This window comes from Rhizobium sp. RSm-3, assembly GCF_001854685.1.
GTDB lineage: Bacteria > Pseudomonadota > Alphaproteobacteria > Rhizobiales > Rhizobiaceae > Rhizobium > Rhizobium ecuadorense.
Genome location: NZ_MAWZ01000013.1, coordinates 52,775 through 72,830, shown reverse-complemented (window position 1 = coordinate 72,830; position 20,056 = coordinate 52,775). Strand labels below are relative to the sequence as shown.

At 61.9% G+C, this 20,056-nt stretch carries 22 protein-coding genes; 11 read left to right on the top strand and 11 right to left on the bottom strand.

Going from position 1 to position 20,056, the window contains the following annotated elements; all coding sequences use genetic code 11:
- The first annotated feature begins 116 nt into the window (after positions 1-116).
- Positions 117-1,907 carry an acetolactate synthase 3 large subunit gene (locus tag BBJ66_RS13580; protein ID WP_082336841.1) on the top strand — a complete coding sequence of 597 codons (1,791 nt, stop codon included), beginning with the start codon at positions 117-119 and terminating at the stop codon, positions 1,905-1,907.
- An 83-nt stretch (positions 1,908-1,990) separates the two neighbouring features.
- Positions 1,991-2,563 carry an acetolactate synthase small subunit gene (gene ilvN / locus BBJ66_RS13575; RefSeq protein WP_003593459.1) on the top strand — a complete coding sequence of 191 codons (573 nt, stop codon included), beginning with the start codon at positions 1,991-1,993 and terminating at the stop codon, positions 2,561-2,563.
- Between the two features lie 36 nt (positions 2,564-2,599).
- Here the strand turns inward: ilvN and BBJ66_RS13570 are convergent, their stop codons facing one another.
- On the bottom strand, positions 2,600-3,448 hold the full coding sequence (locus BBJ66_RS13570) for an aldo/keto reductase (RefSeq protein ID WP_049733585.1): 849 nt from the start codon (positions 3,446-3,448) through the stop codon (positions 2,600-2,602).
- Between the two features lie 150 nt (positions 3,449-3,598).
- Here BBJ66_RS13570 and BBJ66_RS13565 point away from each other — a divergent pair, with 150 nt between their 5' ends.
- On the top strand, positions 3,599-4,192 hold the full coding sequence (locus BBJ66_RS13565) for a LysE family translocator (protein WP_049733584.1): 594 nt from the start codon (positions 3,599-3,601) through the stop codon (positions 4,190-4,192).
- On the opposite strand, the gene BBJ66_RS13560 is transcribed toward BBJ66_RS13565, so the two are convergent.
- Positions 4,184-4,660, bottom strand: a complete 477-nt coding sequence (locus BBJ66_RS13560) for a DUF2269 family protein (RefSeq protein WP_049733583.1) — start codon at positions 4,658-4,660, stop codon at positions 4,184-4,186. The genes BBJ66_RS13565 and BBJ66_RS13560 overlap by 9 nt on opposite strands.
- Positions 4,660-5,931 carry an SDR family oxidoreductase gene (locus BBJ66_RS13555; protein ID WP_049733582.1) on the bottom strand — a complete coding sequence of 424 codons (1,272 nt, stop codon included), beginning with the start codon at positions 5,929-5,931 and terminating at the stop codon, positions 4,660-4,662. The genes BBJ66_RS13560 and BBJ66_RS13555 overlap by 1 nt, the downstream gene beginning before the upstream one ends.
- A gap of 370 nt (positions 5,932-6,301) precedes the next feature.
- On the opposite strand from BBJ66_RS13555, the gene nthA reads away from it, so the two are divergent.
- The 3 genes from nthA to BBJ66_RS13540 are packed head-to-tail and all read left to right on the top strand — an operon-like array spanning position 6,302 to position 7,957.
- Positions 6,302-6,943, top strand: a complete 642-nt coding sequence (gene nthA, locus BBJ66_RS13550) for a nitrile hydratase subunit alpha (RefSeq protein WP_049733581.1) — start codon at positions 6,302-6,304, stop codon at positions 6,941-6,943.
- The gene (gene nthB / locus BBJ66_RS13545; RefSeq protein ID WP_049733580.1) at positions 6,940-7,599 is read left to right on the top strand and encodes a nitrile hydratase subunit beta; all 660 of its coding nucleotides are present in this window, start codon (positions 6,940-6,942) and stop codon (positions 7,597-7,599) included. Before nthA ends, nthB begins: the two co-directional genes overlap by 4 nt.
- On the top strand, positions 7,586-7,957 hold the full coding sequence (locus BBJ66_RS13540; RefSeq protein ID WP_049733579.1) for a nitrile hydratase accessory protein: 372 nt from the start codon (positions 7,586-7,588) through the stop codon (positions 7,955-7,957). The genes nthB and BBJ66_RS13540 overlap by 14 nt, the downstream gene beginning before the upstream one ends.
- A gap of 3 nt (positions 7,958-7,960) precedes the next feature.
- Here BBJ66_RS13540 and BBJ66_RS13535 read toward each other — a convergent pair whose 3' ends face one another.
- The 3 genes from BBJ66_RS13535 to BBJ66_RS13525 are packed head-to-tail and all read right to left on the bottom strand — an operon-like array spanning position 7,961 to position 9,657.
- Entirely contained in the window at positions 7,961-8,743 is a 783-nt protein-coding gene (locus BBJ66_RS13535; RefSeq protein ID WP_049733578.1) for an anti-sigma factor family protein, read from the bottom strand.
- Positions 8,740-9,255 carry an RNA polymerase sigma factor gene (locus tag BBJ66_RS13530; RefSeq protein WP_049733577.1) on the bottom strand — a complete coding sequence of 172 codons (516 nt, stop codon included), beginning with the start codon at positions 9,253-9,255 and terminating at the stop codon, positions 8,740-8,742. Before BBJ66_RS13530 ends, BBJ66_RS13535 begins: the two co-directional genes overlap by 4 nt.
- A 21-nt stretch (positions 9,256-9,276) precedes the next feature.
- Positions 9,277-9,657, bottom strand: coding sequence for a COG4315 family predicted lipoprotein (locus tag BBJ66_RS13525; RefSeq protein ID WP_049733576.1), 381 nt, complete (start codon positions 9,655-9,657; stop codon positions 9,277-9,279).
- Between the two features lie 238 nt (positions 9,658-9,895).
- On the opposite strand from BBJ66_RS13525, the gene BBJ66_RS13520 reads away from it, so the two are divergent.
- Entirely contained in the window at positions 9,896-10,384 is a 489-nt protein-coding gene (locus BBJ66_RS13520; RefSeq protein WP_049733575.1) for an RrF2 family transcriptional regulator, read from the top strand.
- 12 nt (positions 10,385-10,396) lie between these two features.
- Here BBJ66_RS13520 and BBJ66_RS13515 read toward each other — a convergent pair whose 3' ends face one another.
- The 4 genes from BBJ66_RS13515 to BBJ66_RS13500 form a co-directional block, all read right to left on the bottom strand.
- Complete coding sequence (locus tag BBJ66_RS13515; RefSeq protein ID WP_071087651.1) at positions 10,397-11,878, bottom strand: mechanosensitive ion channel family protein; 1,482 nt, start codon at positions 11,876-11,878, stop codon at positions 10,397-10,399.
- Positions 11,879-11,974: 96 nt separating this feature from the next.
- Entirely contained in the window at positions 11,975-12,391 is a 417-nt protein-coding gene (locus tag BBJ66_RS13510) for a cupin domain-containing protein (RefSeq protein ID WP_071087649.1), read from the bottom strand.
- 62 nt (positions 12,392-12,453) lie between these two features.
- Positions 12,454-13,209 (bottom strand): SDR family oxidoreductase, encoded by a 756-nt coding sequence (locus BBJ66_RS13505; protein WP_071087647.1) that lies wholly within the window; start codon positions 13,207-13,209, stop codon positions 12,454-12,456.
- 68 nt (positions 13,210-13,277) lie between these two features.
- Positions 13,278-13,757 carry a carboxymuconolactone decarboxylase family protein gene (locus BBJ66_RS13500; RefSeq protein ID WP_049733572.1) on the bottom strand — a complete coding sequence of 160 codons (480 nt, stop codon included), beginning with the start codon at positions 13,755-13,757 and terminating at the stop codon, positions 13,278-13,280.
- A 132-nt stretch (positions 13,758-13,889) separates the two neighbouring features.
- Here BBJ66_RS13500 and BBJ66_RS13495 point away from each other — a divergent pair, with 132 nt between their 5' ends.
- The gene (locus BBJ66_RS13495) at positions 13,890-14,816 is read left to right on the top strand and encodes a LysR family transcriptional regulator (protein ID WP_049733571.1); all 927 of its coding nucleotides are present in this window, start codon (positions 13,890-13,892) and stop codon (positions 14,814-14,816) included.
- A gap of 71 nt (positions 14,817-14,887) precedes the next feature.
- The gene (locus BBJ66_RS13490) at positions 14,888-16,015 is read left to right on the top strand and encodes an ATP-dependent DNA helicase (protein WP_071087645.1); all 1,128 of its coding nucleotides are present in this window, start codon (positions 14,888-14,890) and stop codon (positions 16,013-16,015) included.
- Positions 16,016-16,080: 65 nt separating this feature from the next.
- Here the strand turns inward: BBJ66_RS13490 and BBJ66_RS13485 are convergent, their stop codons facing one another.
- Positions 16,081-16,773 (bottom strand): MerR family transcriptional regulator, encoded by a 693-nt coding sequence (locus tag BBJ66_RS13485; protein ID WP_071087643.1) that lies wholly within the window; start codon positions 16,771-16,773, stop codon positions 16,081-16,083.
- A gap of 445 nt (positions 16,774-17,218) precedes the next feature.
- On the opposite strand from BBJ66_RS13485, the gene BBJ66_RS13480 reads away from it, so the two are divergent.
- Entirely contained in the window at positions 17,219-17,971 is a 753-nt protein-coding gene (locus BBJ66_RS13480) for a pyridoxine 5'-phosphate synthase (protein WP_071087641.1), read from the top strand.
- Between the two features lie 175 nt (positions 17,972-18,146).
- Positions 18,147-19,979 (top strand): WG repeat-containing protein, encoded by a 1,833-nt coding sequence (locus tag BBJ66_RS13475; RefSeq protein WP_244511671.1) that lies wholly within the window; start codon positions 18,147-18,149, stop codon positions 19,977-19,979.
- Positions 19,980-20,056 lie beyond the last annotated feature (77 nt).

Here is a 20,056-nt window from a genome sequence, read left to right as displayed (position 1 = left end):
CATCCGGCGGTAGCCACCCATGCGCTAGATGACAGGCTCCTCCGGGGCCTTTTTTTATGCCCGAAATTCGGGCTTCCGGCCACAAACGCAAATCCCAGCATAAACGGAACAGACAGATGAGCACGGACAATCAGGCGGCAGGCAATCGGATGACGGGAGCGGAGATCGTTCTCAAGGCGCTGAAGGACAACGGCGTCGAACATATCTTCGGCTATCCCGGCGGCGCGGTTCTGCCGATCTATGACGAGATCTTCCAGCAGGAAGAGGTCAAGCACATCCTCGTCCGTCACGAGCAGGGGGCAGGCCATGCGGCCGAAGGCTACGCTCGCTCCACCGGCAAGGTCGGCGTCATGCTGGTCACCTCGGGTCCGGGCGCCACCAATGCGGTCACGCCGCTGCAGGACGCGCTGATGGATTCGATCCCGCTCGTCTGCCTGACCGGTCAGGTTCCGACCCCACTGATCGGCTCCGATGCCTTCCAGGAATGCGATACGGTCGGCATCACCCGGCCCTGCACCAAGCACAACTGGCTGGTCAAGGACGTCAACCAGCTCGCCGCCATCATTCACGAGGCCTTCCGCATCGCCCAGTCCGGCCGTCCGGGCCCCGTCGTCGTCGATATTCCGAAAGACGTGCAGTTTGCGACCGGCACCTATACGCCGCCCGCCGATTACACGATCCAGAAGAGCTATCAGCCGAAGATTCAGGGCGACCTCAACCAGATCCATGCAGCGATCGAGCTGATGGCGACTGCGCGCCGTCCGATTATCTATTCCGGCGGCGGCGTCATCAATTCCGGCCCCGAGGCCTCCAAGCTGCTGCGCGAGCTGGTCGAACTCACCGATTTCCCGATCACCTCGACGCTGATGGGCCTCGGCGCCTATCCGGCTTCGGGCAAGAACTGGCTGAAGATGCTCGGCATGCACGGCTCCTACGAAGCCAACATGGCGATGCATGACTGCGACGTCATGGTCTGCATCGGCGCCCGCTTCGACGACCGCATCACCGGCCGCCTCAATGCCTTTTCCCCGAATTCGAAGAAGATCCATATCGATATCGATCCGTCTTCGATCAACAAGAACGTCCGTGTCGATATCGGCATCCGCGGTGATGTCGGCCATGTCCTCGAAGATATGGTCCGCCTGTGGCGGGCGCTGCCTAAGAAGCCGGAGAAGAACCGCCTCGAAGACTGGTGGACCGATATCGCCCGCTGGCGGGCGCGCAACTCCTTCGCCTATACGAGGAGCAATGACGTCATCATGCCGCAATATGCGCTGGAGCGGCTTTATGCGCATACCAAGGACCGCGATACCTACATCACCACCGAAGTCGGCCAGCATCAGATGTGGGCGGCGCAGTTCTTCGGCTTCGAGCAGCCGAACCGCTGGATGACATCGGGCGGCCTCGGCACGATGGGCTATGGCCTGCCGGCGGCCCTCGGCGTGCAGATCGCCCATCCCGACAGCCTCGTCATCGACATTGCCGGCGACGCCTCGATCCAGATGTGCATTCAGGAAATGTCGGCGGCGATCCAGCACGATGCGCCGATCAAGATCTTCATCATGAACAACCAGTATATGGGCATGGTGCGCCAGTGGCAGCAATTGCTGCACGGCAACCGCCTGTCGAACTCCTATACCGAGGCGATGCCCGATTTCGTCAAGCTGGCGGAAGCCTATGGCGCCGTCGGCCTGCGCTGCGAAAAGCCCGATGAACTCGACGACGCCATTGTGGAGATGATCGAGGTCAGGAAACCGGTGATCTTCGATTGCCGGGTCGCCAATCTCGCCAACTGCTTCCCGATGATCCCCTCGGGCAAGGCGCATAACGAAATGCTGCTGCCTGATGAAGCCACCGACGAAGCGGTCGCCAATGCGATCGACGCCAAGGGCCGCGCGCTCGTCTGACATTTTTAATTTGCGCATAATCCTTTCCGAAAATCGTTTTCGATTTTCCGGGTTATGCGACAGGGAAGAGGAAACTCAAGACCATGAACGCACATCTACAGCCCACGGGCTCCGCCTACTTCATCTCGCCGGAAACGGCGGCCATCGAAAGCCACACGCTTTCCATTCTTGTCGACAACGAGCCGGGCGTTCTTGCCCGGGTCATCGGCCTGTTTTCCGGCCGCGGCTACAATATCGAGAGCCTGACGGTCTCCGAGACCGAGCATCAGGCGCATCTTTCCCGCATCACCATCGTCACGCGCGGCACACCGCACGTGCTGGAGCAGATTAAGGCGCAGCTCGAGCGGATCGTGCCGGTGCACCGCGTCGTCGATCTGACGGTGCGCGCCCGCGAGCTCGGCCAGGAGCGGCCGATCGAGCGCGAGGTGGCGTTGGTCAAGGTGGTCGGCGAGGGCGAGATGCGCGCCGAGACGCTGCGCCTTGCCGATGCCTTCCATGCCAAGGTGGTGGATGCGACGATCGATCACTTCATTCTGGAGATCACCGGCAAGTCCTCGAAGATCGACCAGTTCGTGGCGATCATGAAACCGCTCGGCCTCATCGAGGTCTGCCGCACCGGCATCGCGGCGATGAACCGCGGCGCGCAGGGGATGTAAGTCCGGCACTGCAGTAGCGCCGAAAGCCGCTGGAGATCAAAGCATCTCCAGCGGCTTTTTCTTTGCCGGCGGCGGGAAGGCGGCGTCGAGTGCCTGCCAGTCCTCATCGGTGATCTCAAGCGAAACGCAGTCGCGATTCTCAGCCGCGCGTTCGGCATTCGACGTTTTCGGGATGACGATGACGCCGTCGCGTTCGAGCAGGAAGGCCAGCGCCAGCTGGGCGGGTGTTGCCTGATAAGCCTTGGCGATGCGGATCAGTTCGGGATGGTGCAGGATATGTCCCTGCTCGATCGGTGAATAGGCCATGACGGGAATGCCGCGGTTCTGGCACCAGGGCAGGAGATCATATTCGATGCCGCGGCGGGAGAGATTGTAGAGCACCTGGTTGGCCGCGACGTTGGCGCCGTCGGGAACCCTGAGCAGCTCCTCCATGTCGTCGGTATCGAAGTTGGAGACGCCCCAGGCGCCGATCTTGCTTGAGGCTTTCAGCATTTCGAAGGCGGCGACGGTCTCGGCAAGGGGATAGTTGCCGCGCCAGTGCAGGAGATAGAGATCGATGCGGTTGGTGCGGAGCCGTTCGAGACTGCGCTCGCAGGCTTCGATCGTGCCTTCCAGGCTGGCATTCCAGGGATAGACCTTGCTGACGATGAAGACCTCGTCGCGCCGTCCGCTGATCGCCTGGCCGACGATCTCCTCGGCGCCACCGTCGCCGTACATTTCGGCGGTGTCGATCAGCGTCATGCCGAGATCGATGCCCGCCTTGAGGCTTTCAATCTCCATCTTTGCATGGCCGGCATCCTCGCCCATGGCCCACGTTCCCTGGCCGAGCGCCGGCACTTCCGTGCCGTTCGGGAATTTGACGGAGGGGATAGGGTCGTCCTGCATGTTTTTCTTCCTCCGCAAAAGATTGGGCCGTGTCTCCATCTTTCAAGTAATCCTGTCACCATGACAATGATGCAATGGCATGGGTGGTTTTGGACAGTTATGCTGACCTAAATAAAAGGCCTGCGGGAAAAGCCGGTCTCGGGAGGTCGCATGCCGCTGGATACGCTTTTCGCCCTCGTTCTCTTTGCCTTCACGACGTCGATCACGCCGGGGCCGAACAATATGATGCTCTTCGCTTCGGGCGTGAATTTCGGCTTCCGCAGGACGATCCCGCATATGTTCGGCATCGGTGTCGGGTTCTTCTCGCTGCTCATCGGCGTCGGCCTCGGGCTCGGCGCGGTGCTGCATACGATGCCGGCCGTCTATACGGCGTTGAAATTAGCCGGTGGCGCCTATCTCGTCTGGATCGCCTGGAAAATCGCCTCGTCGCGGTCGATCAGCGAAGGCAAGAGCGCCGTCGAGCCGATGTCCTTCTTTTCGGCGGCGGCCTTCCAGTGGGTCAATCCGAAAGCCTGGGTGATGGCAGTCACCGCGATGGCGACCTATACCAATCCCGAGCTCTATCTCGTCAGCGTGCTTCTCGTCGGCCTCGCCTTTGCGGCGGTCAATGTGCCGAGTGTTTCGACCTGGGCAGGCTTCGGCTCGGCGCTCAGGGAATGGCTTTCTGATCCGGTGCGGCTGAAATGGTTCAATATCAGCATGGCGGTGCTTCTGGTGGCGAGCCTCTGGCCCATGCTAAAATAAGGCGATCGACGGTTTTGTCAGCATCAGCCAGAAAATGCCGATGACGGCTGAGAAGGCCGGAAAGCCGAAAGCGAACCAGACGCGGTAGAGGCTGAAATAGGCGGGCGGCAGGGCGCCTCCCGATGCTGCGGCGGCGCGGGCGAGATCGCGCAGCCGGATCTGGATCCAGACGACCGGCAGCCAGAACAGGCCGGTGACGACGTAAAGCAGCAGCGACAGCGCGATCCAGCCCTCCGACAGGTCCCAGCCGATCGAGCGGGCAAGGAGATAGCCTGTCACGGGCTGGAAAATGGCGGCCGTCGCCGTGAAGATCGTATCGGCAACGACGACGGTTCCGGCGACATGGGCGATCAGGACGGGATCGCGCGTGCGATGCGCCATCGCCATGAAGAAGGCGATGCCGGCACCGGTGCCGAAGAGCACGGTCGCGCCGATGACATGGGCAAGCAGCAGCCATTCCTCGAGCATCAGCGTTCATCCAGGATGGCAAGCGCCGTCAGCGTCAGCAGGATCGACGGCAGCACCTTGACGAGGGGCCCAAGCGGATCGAGCCAAAGCGTCGGTTCGAGCAGGCTGGCGCCGGTGAGATAGGCGAAGGAGACGGCGAGCATCCCGAGAAGGGCGCGTCTGGCGAGTGGACGCACAAGCACGGCAGCGCCGAGTGCGGCGTCGATCAGACAAGTCGCAAGCGTCAGCGCCGTTGCCGCCGCTTCGGGCATGAACGGCAGGAAGTGGGCGGATGTCTTTTCCAGCGCCAGCAGCGGGATCAGGCCGGAGAGCAGCCAGAAGGCGGAGAGGCCTGATATGACGAGCGGTTTCAGGAGATAGAGCCGGGCGAACCAGAGATCCTGCACGCCGGAGGGATTGGCCGAGAGCATTGCCGCCGCCGATGTCGCGACGATGCCGCTTTCTCCTTTCGCGCTTCGGATGCCCTCCGACATCACAGTCATCGCCGTCGAGCGCAGTGGCGAACGCCAACCGAGCAGCCCTGCTATATCGGCAAGCCACGTCACGGGCTTCGCAAGCCATGGAGCAAGGGAAAAGACGCGGGCGGGCGGCAGGCCAAGCCATTGCCGGTGAAGGCTGACGAGATCGGCGAGCGTCAGAACCTCGTCGGCGGCAAGATCGATATCACCCCGGAGGCCGCCTGCGACCGCCCGCGATACGGCTTCCGCCACATCGTCCACCGACAGCGTTTCGATCTGGCTTTCGGCATAGACGAGCGGCAGCGCCAGGGGGAGGGCGGCAAGCGCCCGAAGCAGAGACGAACCGCCATGGGCATTGCGGCCGAGAACGAGGGCAGGGCGCAGGATGAGGCAAGGCAGGCCGCTTGCCGCCAACGCCTTGTCGGCTCGCCGCTTGGTAACCAGGAAGGGCAGGTCGCCCGCAGCACCCGCCGTCCTTGCCGATATCTGGACGATCAGCGGACGGGAGCGTTTCGCCGCGGTGTAGAGCGCCAACATCGCCTCGGCTTGCGTGGCGGCCAGATCGTCCGACAGGCCGTCCTGCAGCGCGCCGGCGCAATTGACGACGGCATGCTGGTCTTTGAGGATCTCGTCCCAGTCCTCAGGCTTCGTTATGCGGGAGAGATCGGCACGGCGCCAGTTGATCGCCGGCTGTTTCAGGCGGGCACGCGTGGGATTGCGGCCAAGCCCGGTCACGGCATGCCCATCGGCGACGAGCCGGGCCGCGACAACGGAGCCAATGAAGCCGGTTGCGCCGAGAATCAGAATGTTCATGGCGGGAGATTAACCGAAAAGATCAGGGCGCATAGAAGGGCTTGGCGGGGTTGTGGTGTGTGGTAGAAAGAGCGGTGAATATTTCCACGAAGGATGTTTGAGGGAGAGCGAGGCCTCGCCTCATCTCCCCTTCTCCCCATCGGGGAGAAGATGCCGGTAGGCAGATGAGGGGGTGAGCGGCGAAGCTGCGAATGCACTGAGCGCAAGCGAAGGGCAATCATGAAGGGATTGCCGTGTGGCCCCCTCATCCGACCCTGCGGGCCACCTTCTCCCCGCTGGGGAGAAGAGGGTGCAAGGGGCTGACCTTACCCATCCTTCGGCCGCGCGAGAGTAAGTGGGGCGCCTATCCGCGTTCCGAGAGGATATTGCTATGCACGACGACGACCACGACCATCACCACAGTCACGGGCACCACCACGACAACCACTATTCCGACATGCAAGCCCGCGTCAAAGCGCTGGAAACGCTGCTGACGGAGAAGGGGCTCATCGACCCTGATGCGATCGATGCGATTGTCGAGACCTATGAGACGAAGGTGGGGCCGAGGAATGGCGCGCATGTCGTCGCGAAAGCCTGGAGCGATCCTGATTTCGCCGACTGGCTGAGGCGCGATGCGACGGCGGCGATCGCCAGTCTCGGTTATACCGGCCGGCAGGGCGAGCATATGCGCGCCGTCTTCAATACGGCCGAGACCCATAATCTCATCGTCTGCACGCTCTGCTCCTGTTATCCCTGGTCGGTGCTCGGGCTACCGCCGGTCTGGTACAAGGCGCCGGCCTATCGCTCGCGCGCCGTCATCGATCCGCGCGGCGTGCTTGCCGAATTCGGGCTGACGCTACCGGAGGAGAAAAAGATCCGTGTCTGGGATTCGACGGCGGAGCTGCGTTATCTCGTCATCCCCGAGCGGCCGGAAGGCACGGACGGAATGGACGAAGCCGCACTTGCCGGTCTCGTCAGCCGCGATGCGATGATCGGCACGGCGGTCGCCGGCAGCCCGGAGGCTCTGCCATGAACGGACCGCACGATCTCGGCGGGCAGATGGGCTTCGGGCCTGTTGCGCCCGAGAAGGACGAGCCCTATTTCCATGCCGAATGGGAAAAGCGGGCGCTCGGCATCACGCTTTCCTGCGGCGCTTTCGGCGCCTGGACGATCGATGAAAGCCGGCATGCCCGCGAAAACATTCCGCCGGCCGATTATCTCGCTGCCAGCTATTATGAGATCTGGATCCGCGGCGTCGAGACGCTGCTCGCACGACACGGCTTTGCCACGCGCGAGGAGCTGCTCTCCGGGCGAAAGCTGCAGGCAGGCACGGTGCCGAAGCGGGTGCTGAAGGCGGAGATGGTCCCGAGCGCGCTGGCGAAAGGCGGGCCTTGCGATCGTCATGTGGAAACCGCCCCGCGCTTTGCGGTCGGCGAGACGGTAAGGACGAAGAATTTCAATCCGGCCACCCATACACGGCTGCCGCGTTATGCGCGCGCCAAGACAGGCGTCGTCGAGGCTGTGCAAGGGGCTTTCGTCTTCCCCGACGACAATGCGCATGGCCGAGGCGAAAATCCACAATGGCTCTATACCGTCGTTTTCGACGGCGGCGCGATCTGGGGCGAGGGAGCGGATCCGTCGCTGACGGTCTCCATCGATGCGTGGGAGAGTTATCTTGAGCATTTGTGAGACGCCGTCTCAGCTGGCGCAGTTGCCAGGCTTGCCGAGGTCGCCGGAGGGCGGACCGGTTTTTCCCGAGCCTTGGGCGGCGGACGCTTTCGCCATGACGGTGCATCTGCATGAGAGGGGGCTGTTCGCCTGGGGCGAATGGGCCGAAGCCCTGTCTAAGGAGTTGCATAAGCCCGGTCGTGCCGAAGATGGCAGCGATTATTTCGACGGCTGGGTGGCGGCTCTTTCCGAACTGCTCGTCAGCCGCGGCATAGCGGATGCATCTGTCATCCTCGACCTGCAGCAGAGCTGGCAGCGGGCCGCGGAAGCCACGCCGCACGGGCAGCCGATCGAACTCGCCAACGATCCAAAGCGCTGACCTTCACGATGGAAACTGCCTGTAGCATTCCTCGGCCACACTACGCAGAGTTTCACGCGTGATTTCGCCGGTGACGGCATAACCGAGTTCGCCGTCGATCCAGTAGAAGGTCTCGAGATTGCCCGATGAGGCGAAGCGGAAACTCGTCGTGCGGTTTTCCGTGTTGCGGCCGACGATGACTGTCAGGCGCTCGCCGGCCTGGTTCTCGTACATGAACATGGCGCCCGGCCTGTCATCGACCGGCAGCAGGCGGCCGCCGACCAGCTTGAAGCCGAGCGGCTGCAGGTTCGGGATCTTCAGGTTCTGGATGGCGAGGCGCTTGCCGAGCCAGGTGGCGAGATGGGCTTCCTCGTCGGCGAAGACCTCGACCGGGTGGCGAACCTCGGCGGCATAGACCATGAACGCGGTCTCAGCCTGCTTCGGCAGGGTTTCGGAACCGGCAAGCTGCAGTTCCGGCCTTTCCAGCAGTGCCGGGCCGTAGTGGCCGCTGACGGCGCCGAGCGCGAAGACGACGAGGGCCGCGGCGGCGACCGTCAGGCGTCTCCACGCCGATGAAACGGTGCGGGGGGGTGATAGGAGCAGGATGTCGGTGTCCTTCGCCTGCTCATATCCTGAAAACAGCGACCGGATACCGCTATTCTGCGCCTGCCATTCGGCGACCAGCGCCGCCTCGTCGGGATTGTCGGCAAGATAAGCTTCGACGCGGGCACGCGCGGTTTCCGGCAACTGGCCGTCGGCATAGGCGTGGAGATCGGCTTCGGTGACGATCGGGTTGGTCTCGTTCATTTCGGTCTCCGAAGCGTAATGACGTTGTCGGCTTTCAGCCGCTCGGCAACGCGCTGGCGGGCACGCGACAGCCGGGACATGACGGTGCCGATGGGGATATCGAGCGCGGCGGCGACTTCGCCGTAGGTGTATCCCTCGATGACCACGAGCATCAGCACGGCGCGGTGCTCCTGCGAAAGACTGTTCAGCGCATCGTCGAGCCGGGCACGCGCCAGCGGATCGGCCGGCGGTTCGGGGGCGGCGATATCCTCGGCGGCGTCGAGTTCGACCAGGCCGTCGCGTGCCTTGCCGCGCCGGCCGTTGCGGTAGAGATTGGTCATGATGGTCAGGACCCAGCCGCGCAGATTGAGGCCGCGCCATTGGCCGCGGCGCGCCAGTACCTTCTCGACGCAATCCTGGAGCAGATCCTCGCCATCGGCATCCGAGCGCGTCAGGCTGCGCGAATAGCGCCTGAGCGAGGGGAGGAGGGCCAGGATCTGGCCCTCGAAACTTTCAGGTGCGGGTGTCTTCACGCCAGCTCTCTTGTCATGAAATCAGGGCTTGGCAAGGTCCCAGTTGCCGCCGACGCCGTCGCCGGTGATGTCGCCCGCCTTCTTGTCCTTGACCCAGTAATAGAGCGGCATGCCGTCCTTGGCCCATTGCTTCGTGCCATCCTTACGATCGATGATCGAATATGCACCATCGGCCTTGGCATCGGAAGCGGCCATCAGCGGCGGCCAGTTCTTGGCGCAGTCGTCGTTGCAGTTGGAAACGCCCTTGGCGTCCTTTTTGAAGGTGTAGAGGGTCATGCCGTTTTCGCCGGCAAGAACCTTGCCCTTGGCGGATTCGACTTCCTTGACAGGAGCGGCTGCGAAAGCAGCGGTCGCGGCGAGGGCGGCGGCGGCCAAGACGGACAGGAATTTCGCGGATGTCATGATGTCTCTCCTTGAGATTGGGCACGCAATTTCGCGATACCTGAGATGAGACACGAGACGCGGCGGTTTTATTCCCGACGCATGGAAAGTTTTATGGCAGGAGGCGTGCCGGAGCCCGTGCCGACATTCCGCGGGCAGGGGCGAAGGCCGGTTTGCGCGGTCATTTACATCACGCCTATTTGCGGATAGTGTATATCCTTAATTCCGTTCGCAGAACCAGTATTACGCGAGTTGCTGAATGATCCTGAAAAGCCAGGTCGAGTGGGCGCTCCATTGCTGCGCCATTCTCGCGGGCCTGCCCGAAGGCAGGTATCTCTCCACCAAGGCGCTCGCCGAGCTTCATGGCCTGCCGAAGGAATATCTTTCCAAGGCGCTGCAGAGCCTTTCGCAGGCATTGCTGGTCGATACCACGCTCGGCCCGAGCGGCGGCTACAGGCTTGCCAGACCCTCGTCCGAGATCAATTTCCTCGATATCGTCGAGGCGGTCGAGGGCAAGGCGCGCAGCTTCACCTGCACGAACATCCGTGACAACAACCCCTGCCGGCCGGCCGGCTATTGCGACAGCAAGCCATGCGCGGTCGCGCGCGTCATGTGGGAAGCTGACGAGGCCTGGCGGAATACGTTGAGAGCCGTCCGGCTCTCCGATCTCGTCGATACTCTGTCCGAGGAAGTGCCGGCCGATATCTGGCGGAGCACATTCCAATGGGTGCTCAAGCGCACCGGCTGACCAGGAAAGATTCTATGCCCTGAAGATGGTCCTGATGGTTTTCAGAATGGCGTGCGCGCTGTGGGCGGGTTCCGCGGGCAGGGCGGCGCCGTTGCGAAAGCGCTCCGCGCGGCTGGCGAGATCTTCGGCGATTTCTTCCGCCAGCGCCGGACGCTCGTTCAGCAGCGGCGCGAAGGCCTGCTGATCGATTTCATAGACGGTCACGGGGGTTAGAGCCTCCAGGGTGCAGACTTCCTGCATGCCGGCGAGCAGTCCGGTCTCTCCGAAAAAATCACCGGGCGCGAGCCGCCCGCGCTCCCCATCTCCCTGCCGCGCCGCGATAATACCGGCCCGCAGCATCATCAGAGACGGCAGCATTTCGCCCTCCTGCACGATCACGTCGCCCTTGCGGAATTCACGCACGGTGGTGGTCTCGGCGAGTTTTTGCTTTTCATCTGAAGTCAGCGTCGCAAAGATCGGAATGGCCTCGATCAGTTCGAGCGGCGTCACGCGCGGCGGTCGTGCGCTCTCTTCGGTCGGCAGATCGCCCGTCAGGACCGAGGCCGCCGCCGGAACGGCGAGAAGCAGGCCGGCCGATTTGCAGTGGCGATAGACGAGATCGAGCACCTCGTTTCGCGCCAGCACGCGCTGGCTTGGGCTCTTCACCCGGAACTGCAGTTCGACCTCCAGCGCTGTCGCGTCCAGCCCCTTCAACGCAACGACCGGCGGCGGTTCGCGCACGATGGAATTGCAGCTTGCAAGCGCCGTTGTCATGACTTGGCGAACCGATGCCGGCATCCGCGTCGGGGCGATGCGGATGGTGAGGATCAGCAGATGGCTCTCGTCCGGCCGGCTGACATTCGTCAGTCCGAGCTTGGCCAGAAAACTGTTCGGCAGAACGACGATGTTGTTGGCGCTGGTCAGGATATGCGTCGCGCGCCAGTTGCTCTCGACGACGCGCCCTTCCGTGCCGTCGCTCAAAAGAATCCAGTCGCCGATGACATGGGGCCGGCCGAGTGTCAGCGCGATGCCGGAGAAGACGTCGGCGAGCGTATTCTGCAGTGCAAGGCCGAGAATGATGGCGACCACACCCGAGGTCGCAACGAGGGTGCCGATCGGCACCCCGAAGATGAAGGCCAGAACCGACAGCGCCATGCCGATATAGACGACGCCGATGACGAGATCCTGCAGCAGGCGGGCCTCGCGCGGACTGCCTTCCAGAACCAGATACAGCCTGATGAAACCGATGGCGGCCCATGCCAGGTGAATCCACCAGAGCGTTTTCGCGACGATGACGAGAAGAGCCTGCGGGTCTTCCGAGCCATATCCCTGAAAGCGGTGGGGTTCGATGCCGCTGTGGACGAGGATCAGCGTCATCACGCCGAAGAAGAGGATCTGCACCACCAGCCGGGTCGTCGGCCGCTGGCTGGAGAGGAAATACCAGACGACGATACCGGCGAAGCCGACTGTTATCAGGGATATCAGAGGCTTGCCGAAGAGTGCGTCGTAGATCATCTCTCTGTCTCCGGGAGGGGCGGCGGGCGATACATGATTGAGCATGTCTGCCGCCCGCGCAAGCATTGGCCCTGCGCGGACGAGTTTGGCGGCGCCTTACTTCTTGAGGGGATAGGTCAGTTCCTTTTGGTTGGTGTCGACCACGAACACGGCGAGCAGGCGGGCGGGCTTCGTTTCGCTGCCATTGGCGCTGACCCCGTGGCGGTCGCCCGGCATTTCCGAGAAACTCTCGCCGGCATGATAGACTTTGACCGGGCCGTCATTGACCTGGCTGCGAATCGCGCCTTCGAGCACGTTGGCGTAGATGAAGGCGGAGTCGGGATGGGTGTGGCCCTCGGAGAAACCGCCGGGGCCGTATTCGACCAGCACGCCCTTGATGCTCTTGCCCGGCACGTTCGGCAGTTCGTGTTCATAGACGAGCGTCACCTTGGCGGACTTGCTGCTGTCGTAGGCTGAAGCGCCGGTGGCTGCCAGAAAGGCGAGGGCGGCGGCGAAGAGTGATGCTTTGATCATGGGAATCTCCATCTTTGCTGGGGTGGCAGGACGCGTCCCAGTGGCCGCGTCCTCGGGGCAAATCACTTCGGCCGGGCGGATTTTACGAACCATTGTTCGAAGGTGATCGAACCCAGCCGCGGCTTGTCGTCGGAAACGAGCGACTGGTCGTTGAGCCGGACGCCGAAATATTTCGCTTCCGGATCGGCCTCGACGGTGCGTGGATCGTTCATGGCCTTGAGATATCGGGCGACCAGTTCGCTCAAGCGCGCCCGTTCCGGACCTGATATCTCGACGGTGGCGTTCGCCGGCGCGGAGAGCGCCACGTCTGCCATGGCGTCGGCGACATCGTCGGACGCAATCGGCTGCACATAGGCCGGCGACAGGCGGACTGTCTGGCCGACCGTACCCGACTGGGCGATACCGCCAAGGAATTCCATGAACTGCGTCGAATGCACGATAGTGTAGGGAATGCCCGACGCTCTGATCTGCTTTTCCTGGGCGAGCTTGCCACGGAAGTAACCGCTGTCCTGCAGCCGCTCGGTGCCGACGACAGAGAGCGCGATATGATGCTTCACGCCGGCAATTTTCTCGGCGGCGAGAAGATTGCGCCCCGAGGTCTCGAAGAATTCGAGCACGGCCTTGTCTTCGAAGGACGGCGAATTGGCAAGGTCGAGCACGATTTCCGCAGCCTCGAGCGCCTCTGCCAGCCCTTCTCCCGTGATCGTATTGACGCCGGAGTTCGGCGAGGCGGCAATCACGTCATGCCCCTTCTGGCGCAGGCGTTCGACAGTCTTCGAACCGATGAGGCCTGTTCCGCCGATGACAACGATTTTCATAACAGATCTCCGTTCGCCGCCGGGATGCGGCGGCGTCAAAGTTGAATCTTCTCAATGAATTGTGAGGGTTAGTTCAGGCCAGCCTTGTCGAGGCCGTAGGCCTTGTCGGCCGAACCGGGGACGGTCTTGAAGCCGACATTGACGCGGTTCCAGGCATTAATGGCCATGACGACGAAGGTCAGGTCGGAGATTTCCTTTTCGGAAAGCTGGCCGCGCACCCGTTCATAGATCTCGTCGGGAATGCCGCCTTCGGGAAGTTTCGTCAGGGCTTCGGTCCAGGCAAGGGCGGCGCGCTCGCGGGGAACGAAGAGGTTCGATTCCCGCCAGATGGCGATGTGATGGAGCCGCAGTTCCGTCTCGCCGTGGATCTTTGCCTGCTTCACATGCATATCCAGACAAAAGCCGCATCCGTTGATCTGCGAAGCGCGGATTTCGATCAGGGCCTGGAGCTTCTCGTCGATCACGCTGCTGCGCAATGCCATGCTGAATTCCATGAACTTCTTGAAAAGCTCGGGGGACTGCTGGGCGTAGTTCAATCGCTGGCTCATCTCATTTCTCCTCTAATTAAGGATATTTTATATCCTTATGGATAAAAGATATCCTTAATTGCTGGACTGTAAAGCCATTGCAGCCTAGTCTGCCTGCATAAAGCCTATGCGCAAAAGTATGAGGGGGCGGGGATGGATATCGTTTCGGCATTGCGGAGCTTCCAGCGCGTCGTGGAGACGGGCTCGTTTTCGGCGGCTGCACACGATCTCGACGTGACGCAGCCGGCGGTCTCGCGGCAGGTCGCAGCCCTCGAGGGCCATTTCAATACGCGCCTCCTGCACCGCACCACGAGCGGCCTGTCGCTGACGGCGGAGGGGGAACGCATGCTGCCGATGGCTCTAGGGATTCTCGAAGCGGTGGAGGAGCTCGGTGATGCGACCAGCTCTGAGGGCGCGATGGCTTCAGGGAAGGTTAGGCTCAGTGTTCCGGCACCGCTCGGCCTCTATCTCAGCGAGCGGCTCGGCGATTTTCTCGCCGCCCATCCGAAACTGTCCGTCGAGCTGCTCTTCAGGGAACAAAGCTCCGATATGATCGAGGAGCGCCTCGACCTCGAAGTGCGTCTCGGCTCGGTCGCCGACAGCAGCCTCGTCTGCCGGCGGATCGGCTGGACGACGGCCTTCCTCGTCGCGTCTCCCGCCTATCTCGCGCGCAAGGCCGCCCCGCGCACACCCCGGGATATCAAGGACCATGAATGCCTGTGCTACAACAGGGCCGGCGATGTCGCGACATGGTCGTTCTCCAACGGCTCGGAAGACATTTCGGTTCGGATCTCGCCGCGGCTGACCGCCTGCAGTGCCGTCGCCATTCACAGGGCAGCCATTGCCGGCGCGGGCCTGGCGGTGCTTTCTCACATTATCGCCGTGCCAGACATCGCCGCCGGCCGGCTGATCCCCGTGATGGAGGATTTTCAACCGAGCCGCCTGCCGATCACCGTCGTCTACCCCTCGCGGCGGAACATGCCGCTGCGCGTCAGGACGGTTCTGGATTTTTTGACCGACGCCATCGGGCAGGACCCGTCGATGTGCGCGAGCGGCATGGACCGGCAGTGGAACGGATGATCGTCCGGCCCAAGCGATTTGCGGTTTTCCGCCTTGCCTAACGCGCGCGAATCCTGCCAAGTCCTGCGATCATGCAATTTGCGCCGCAACAAGACGAAGCCCTCAAGGCTGTTTCGAAATGGCTGAATGAAGGGCGCTCGCCGCTCTTTCGCCTGTTCGGCTATGCCGGAACGGGGAAGACGACGCTTGCCAAGCATTTCGCCGAGAATGTCGACGGCGACGTGCTGTTTGCCGCCTTCACCGGAAAGGCGGCGCAAGTGCTGCGTTCGCGCGGCGCCTCCAACGCCAAAACGATCCATTCGCTGATCTATCGTCCGCGCGGCGAGGAGGCGGTGGAGGACGAGGAAACTGGCAAGACCTCGATCGCGCCGATGTTTTCGATCAACCGGCAGAGCCCGGTCGCGAAAGCGGCGCTGATCATCGTCGACGAATGCTCGATGGTGGACGAGGCGCTCGGCAAGGATCTGATGAGCTTCGGCACGCCGATCCTGGTGCTCGGCGATCCCGGCCAGCTGCCGCCCGTCAGCGGCGGCGGATACTTCACCAATCAGGATCCGGATTACCTGCTCACCGATATCCACCGGCAGGCGCGCGACAATCCGATCATCAAGCTCGCCATGCAGGTGCGCGAGGGCAATGAGGTGATGTATGGCGATTACGGCACGGCCAAGGTGATCTCGAAGAACGAGGTGACGCAACAGCTCGTGCTCGATGCCGACCAGGTGCTGGTCGGCACCAACAGGACGCGGCGGCGCTACAATCAGCGTCTGCGCGAGCTGAAAGGCTTCAATGCCGAATATCCGCAGACCGGCGACAAACTCGTCTGCCTGCGCAATGATCCGGCCAAGGGCCTGCTCAACGGCTCGCTCTGGCAGGTGATGACCTCGTCCAAGGAAACGACGAAGCCCGGCATCAACCTGCTGGTCCGGCCCGAAGACGACGACATGGATCGGGGGGCGGCCAAGATCAAGCTCCTGAAACAGGCCTTCGAAGATGTCGAAGGCGAGATCCCCTGGAACACCCGCAAGCGCTATGACGAGTTCGACTACGGCTATGCGCTGACCGTTCACAAGGCGCAGGGCTCGCAATGGAACGACGTCGTGCTCTTCGACGAGAGCTGGGCCTTTCGCGATACGCGGGAGCGCTGGCTCTATACGGCGATCACACGCGCGGCGGAGACGCTGACGATCGTGCGCTGACCTCGATCGCGCCTCGCGATCTGGGGCGGGAGACGACGGTGGCGGCCGTCGGGGCGCGTATCGGACTATGCCTGCACGATTCCCAGCAGGACGGCCTTGGCGATCGCCTGGAAGCGGTTGTTGGCGCGGAATTTCAGGATGATTCCGGCTTCGAGATCCCTGGTCTCATCATGCTTCAGGTCGAGTGCCCGGGCGATCCGCTGGGTGGAATAGCCCTCCGCCATCAGCTCCAGGCAACGCCGCTCTTGCGAGGTCAGGCTTGCGCTGTCCTGGTTGTCGTTGAGCGGTGGCTCTTCGATATTGTCGTCGTAATCCAAGAGGTCGCCCACCTGCTGGAGCTGGCGGTGCAGCGTCGACATCTCGGCCGTCAGCTCGCGCTTGCGCACCTGCAGCGCCTCGCGGAACATCGCCTCGGCTTTTTCCTGCGAATCGGCCTTGCGAAGCTCGTCCATCAATTCCTGGATGACGGCGATCGGCATGCCGGTCTCGCGGCAGACGGTGATCACAGCCATGCGCATCACGTCGTCCTGGCCGTAGACCCGCATCAGGCCGATGCGATTGGCCGAAATCAACCCCTTTTCTTCGTAGAAATGCAGTGTCCTGTGCGTAACGCCGAATGCGTTGGCCATATCGGCGATCGGCACCGGACCGTCCGGTAGATCCGGCGGCAGCGCGGCCGAAGGCAGAAACCGGTATTTCGACCGGGCCTCCGAAGCGATACCGGCGGCAGCAAACAGGCGTTTGGAACCGTCTGGCATGAACCCTCCTAGGGCATAGTGTTGCACCTCATGCGGATTTGCCAGTTGCTTCCCAGGCGCGGCGAGTGGGGTTTTCCTCTGGGCGTTCTTGTCATTGGGAAAAGAAGCAGTACGCGGCGTACGTTTACGCGATACAATGTCCACGTTATGCGTGAACGATCTTTTTTATAAGTGCTAAAAGTAATCTCTTTTAAATGGGATAGCAACGTAACGACCGGATTTCTGGGTGTGCTGCAGCAAAACATGCGCTGCATTGCAGCGTGGGTCGACCGTCTTCACGGGTGACGGGAATTACTATTTGCGGTACGCGGGGAGGGGTAATGCCCCCGCCGACAGCAATGTTCATCAACGATCGACATCGCATCCATCTGCGAATCTCGTTGGTCATCTCAGGGCACTTGGCTTAAAAGCAGGGCCTCTGTTTCAGCACCGATGGATATCAGCCATGCCCACCAAGCTCTCCGTGAACCTCAACGCCATCGCCATGCTGCGCAACCGGCGCGACCTGCCATGGCCGAGCGTCGAAGCGCTCGGGCGAATAGCGCTTGCCGCGGGTGCCAGCGGCCTGACGGTGCATCCGCGCCCCGACCAGCGCCACATCCGCTTTTCCGACCTGCCCATCATCCGCAACCTGATCGACGACGAATTCCCCGAGGCCGAGTTCAATATCGAAGGTTATCCGACGGAGGAGTTTTTTGACCTCTGCGCCGGAGCAGCACCGGAGCAGGTGACGTTGGTGCCCGACGATCCCGCGCAGGCGACCTCGGACCACGGCTGGGATTTCCGCAAACATCGGGCGTTTCTGACCGATGCCGTCGCACGGCTGAAGACGATGGGATGCCGGGTCTCGCTGTTTGCCGACGGAGACGGGGATGCTGAAGCCGTCGAGATCGCCAAGGCCGTCGGCGCCGACCGGATCGAACTTTATACCGGCCCCTATGGCGGCTGCTACGACGCGCCGGAACGGGCGGCCCCGATCCTCGAAGCACTTGGCCGGACGGCGGATGCGGCGCTGGCGATCGGTCTCGCCGTCAATGCCGGGCACGACCTGACGGTCGCAAACCTGCCTGATCTGGTGAAGCGCATTCCAGCGCTTGCCGAGGTTTCGATCGGCCATGGGCTGACCGCCGATGCGCTTGAGTATGGCATGGCCGAGACGGTGCGGCGGTTCTGCCGGGCGTGCGGGCAGGCGGTTTGAGGAAGGGTTGTTTCCTTCTTGCGTGTTAACGGCGAGTAATTTGATATGCTGCAAGGGTTTCCGGTGCGCGCGAGTGAGGGCGCAGGGTTCCTGTGCTTGTGACAGCCGACCTGCGGATCGGCCATACTTCCAACACAGGAGCATCTCCTAGTTCTTTCAACCGTGGGGCGCTAGGATGAGAGTTGTTACACGTCAATTTATGTTTGTTGCGGCGGCATGGGCGTGTTTGCTCTGCTTTGTTGGAACCGGCGTCGCCGATCCCCGGCCGGAAAGATGGGTGGAAAGGTGCGGCGGCGTCTACGCTCTTTGCGGCTATATCGACAGAGCGACGTTCGAACCGCGGATTGATCGCAAGTTCGAAGTTGCGCTTCCTTTCTCGGAGGGGCTGGCCGCTGTGCGCTCCGAGGGCAAATTCGGCTATATCAATTCGAGTGGCGAGATGGTGATCGCGCCTGCGTTCGACCTTGCCCGCGGATTTCGCAAAGGCCACGCCGAAGTGGTGGTCGGTGACAAGGCAGGAATTATCGACAGAACGGGAAAGTTTCTGCTGTCACCGAACTATGCGCGCGCCATTCCATTCGGAGCCGGGGCGGCACTCGTTCGCCCCGGCAAAGCGGTCGCAGGGGATTCTTTTGGCATGCTGCGTTTCACGTTCGGGGAACTGTTGCTTGAGAGGAACGATCCACCTTATCTGCTCGTCGATCTGCCTTCAGGAAAGATCCTGAAGGACGAGCTGGCCATTAAAGAATTCGAATTCGGCACTTTCGTTTGGGCCGCTCAACCGGGAGATAAACGATACGGATTGCTTGCTCCCGACGGAACCTGGAAACTCGAGCCTCGCTTCGAAACAGCCAGTAAACTCGGTGGAGGAAGAGCAATTGTCTGTTACGGCGGTTCGGCAGGACGCAAAGGCCAGTCCAGCCAACGTGACCGGGCCGACGCCACCCAATGCGGCGCGATCGGCCGGGACGGCCAAACTATTCTGGCCCCGCAGCGATTTTGGATCCAGGATTATCGAAACGGGTTTTACCGTGTGGCCAAAGACCAGAAATTGGGCGTCCTTGACGAGGCGGGACGGTTGCTTGGCGGGCGTCTGTTTGACGATGCGAGACTGCCGGATTATCCCGGTGAGGCGGCCAGGATATTGGTCGACGGCCAGTGGATCGGGCTCAACCGCGCTGGGGATCTAGTGCCCAACCCGGAGGACGGGAAGGCGTGGGCGGCATGTCCTTCGGGTATCAAATTCATCCACCGCGGCAACCTTATTCAGGTCGTCGGAGCGGATGGAAAGCCGACGGTTTCGTATCTTTTTGACAACACGTACATGAATTGCGAATTCCCCGTATCGGTTCGGTACAATGGAAAATGGGGATTTCTGAAGCAGGACGGCAACTTGCTTGTCGATCCGCCGTCATTTCAGAGCCAATCTGGCTTCATCGATGGTTATGCCGGCGTCGAGGTTGAGGGCAAATGGGGAATACTGGACAGCAACGGTGTGATGGTCCTCGCTCCCCAGTTCGATGAGATGCAGCCCGATTCCGGCGCCTATTCTGTATCGAAGGATGGGCGGAAGTTTTGGATCGACGCATCAGGACGTGAAGTCTCCGAGCCGCGCCGCCTGGAAGACCGGCGATCAAAGTTGCGTTGCGGACCCGACGGCGGACAGCGCGTCTCGAAGAATTCGAACGGAACCTTGCTTTGGGGCATTGAGGATGCCGCCCGGAACATCGTCGTCGAGCCGAAATATCGGGCCATCACCTGTTTCCGGAATGGTCTCGCATGGGTTCCGTTCGACGAAAGACGAGAATGGTGTGCAATCGATCGGAATGAGCGGAAACGCGAGAGCGTCGCGTGCGTCAAGAACTGGGCTGACAGCAATGTCGCCGACGCTCGAACTGAGACAATGTCCGACGATCCCTATGAAAGCGGCGTGCTCTGGATGCGGGCCGAGCTTGAATACGGGCTTGACCTCAGGGAAAAGCCGCCTGGCTTCGTTTCGCAATTCTGAAGGGCGACCCTACACATCTGCGGTGATAAAGGATTCAGTATCCAGAATCGGAGTCCGCTCATCCCTGCGGCGAGCGC

Bases quoted from the DNA above. Each gene is read 5' to 3' on its own strand.
- ilvN (WP_003593459.1), top strand. From the start codon at position 1,991: ATGAACGCACATCTACAGCCCACGGGCTCCGCCTACTTCATCTCGCCG.
- BBJ66_RS13475 (WP_244511671.1), top strand. From the start codon at position 18,147: ATGAGAGTTGTTACACGTCAATTTATGTTTGTTGCGGCGGCATGGGCG.
- BBJ66_RS13490 (WP_071087645.1), top strand. From the start codon at position 14,888: ATGCAATTTGCGCCGCAACAAGACGAAGCCCTCAAGGCTGTTTCGAAA.
- BBJ66_RS13520 (WP_049733575.1), top strand. From the start codon at position 9,896: ATGATCCTGAAAAGCCAGGTCGAGTGGGCGCTCCATTGCTGCGCCATT.
- BBJ66_RS13525 (WP_049733576.1), bottom strand. From the start codon at position 9,657: ATGACATCCGCGAAATTCCTGTCCGTCTTGGCCGCCGCCGCCCTCGCC.
- BBJ66_RS13555 (WP_049733582.1), bottom strand. From the start codon at position 5,931: ATGAACATTCTGATTCTCGGCGCAACCGGCTTCATTGGCTCCGTTGTC.
- nthB (WP_049733580.1), top strand. From the start codon at position 6,940: ATGAACGGACCGCACGATCTCGGCGGGCAGATGGGCTTCGGGCCTGTT.
- BBJ66_RS13480 (WP_071087641.1), top strand. From the start codon at position 17,219: ATGCCCACCAAGCTCTCCGTGAACCTCAACGCCATCGCCATGCTGCGC.
- BBJ66_RS13510 (WP_071087649.1), bottom strand. From the start codon at position 12,391: ATGATCAAAGCATCACTCTTCGCCGCCGCCCTCGCCTTTCTGGCAGCC.
- BBJ66_RS13570 (WP_049733585.1), bottom strand. From the start codon at position 3,448: ATGCAGGACGACCCTATCCCCTCCGTCAAATTCCCGAACGGCACGGAA.
- BBJ66_RS13560 (WP_049733583.1), bottom strand. From the start codon at position 4,660: ATGCTCGAGGAATGGCTGCTGCTTGCCCATGTCATCGGCGCGACCGTG.
- BBJ66_RS13515 (WP_071087651.1), bottom strand. From the start codon at position 11,878: ATGATCTACGACGCACTCTTCGGCAAGCCTCTGATATCCCTGATAACA.
- BBJ66_RS13505 (WP_071087647.1), bottom strand. From the start codon at position 13,209: ATGAAAATCGTTGTCATCGGCGGAACAGGCCTCATCGGTTCGAAGACT.
- BBJ66_RS13580 (WP_082336841.1), top strand. From the start codon at position 117: ATGAGCACGGACAATCAGGCGGCAGGCAATCGGATGACGGGAGCGGAG.
- BBJ66_RS13535 (WP_049733578.1), bottom strand. From the start codon at position 8,743: ATGAACGAGACCAACCCGATCGTCACCGAAGCCGATCTCCACGCCTAT.
- BBJ66_RS13565 (WP_049733584.1), top strand. From the start codon at position 3,599: ATGCCGCTGGATACGCTTTTCGCCCTCGTTCTCTTTGCCTTCACGACG.
- nthA (WP_049733581.1), top strand. From the start codon at position 6,302: ATGCACGACGACGACCACGACCATCACCACAGTCACGGGCACCACCAC.
- BBJ66_RS13495 (WP_049733571.1), top strand. From the start codon at position 13,890: ATGGATATCGTTTCGGCATTGCGGAGCTTCCAGCGCGTCGTGGAGACG.
- BBJ66_RS13500 (WP_049733572.1), bottom strand. From the start codon at position 13,757: ATGAGCCAGCGATTGAACTACGCCCAGCAGTCCCCCGAGCTTTTCAAG.
- BBJ66_RS13485 (WP_071087643.1), bottom strand. From the start codon at position 16,773: ATGCCAGACGGTTCCAAACGCCTGTTTGCTGCCGCCGGTATCGCTTCG.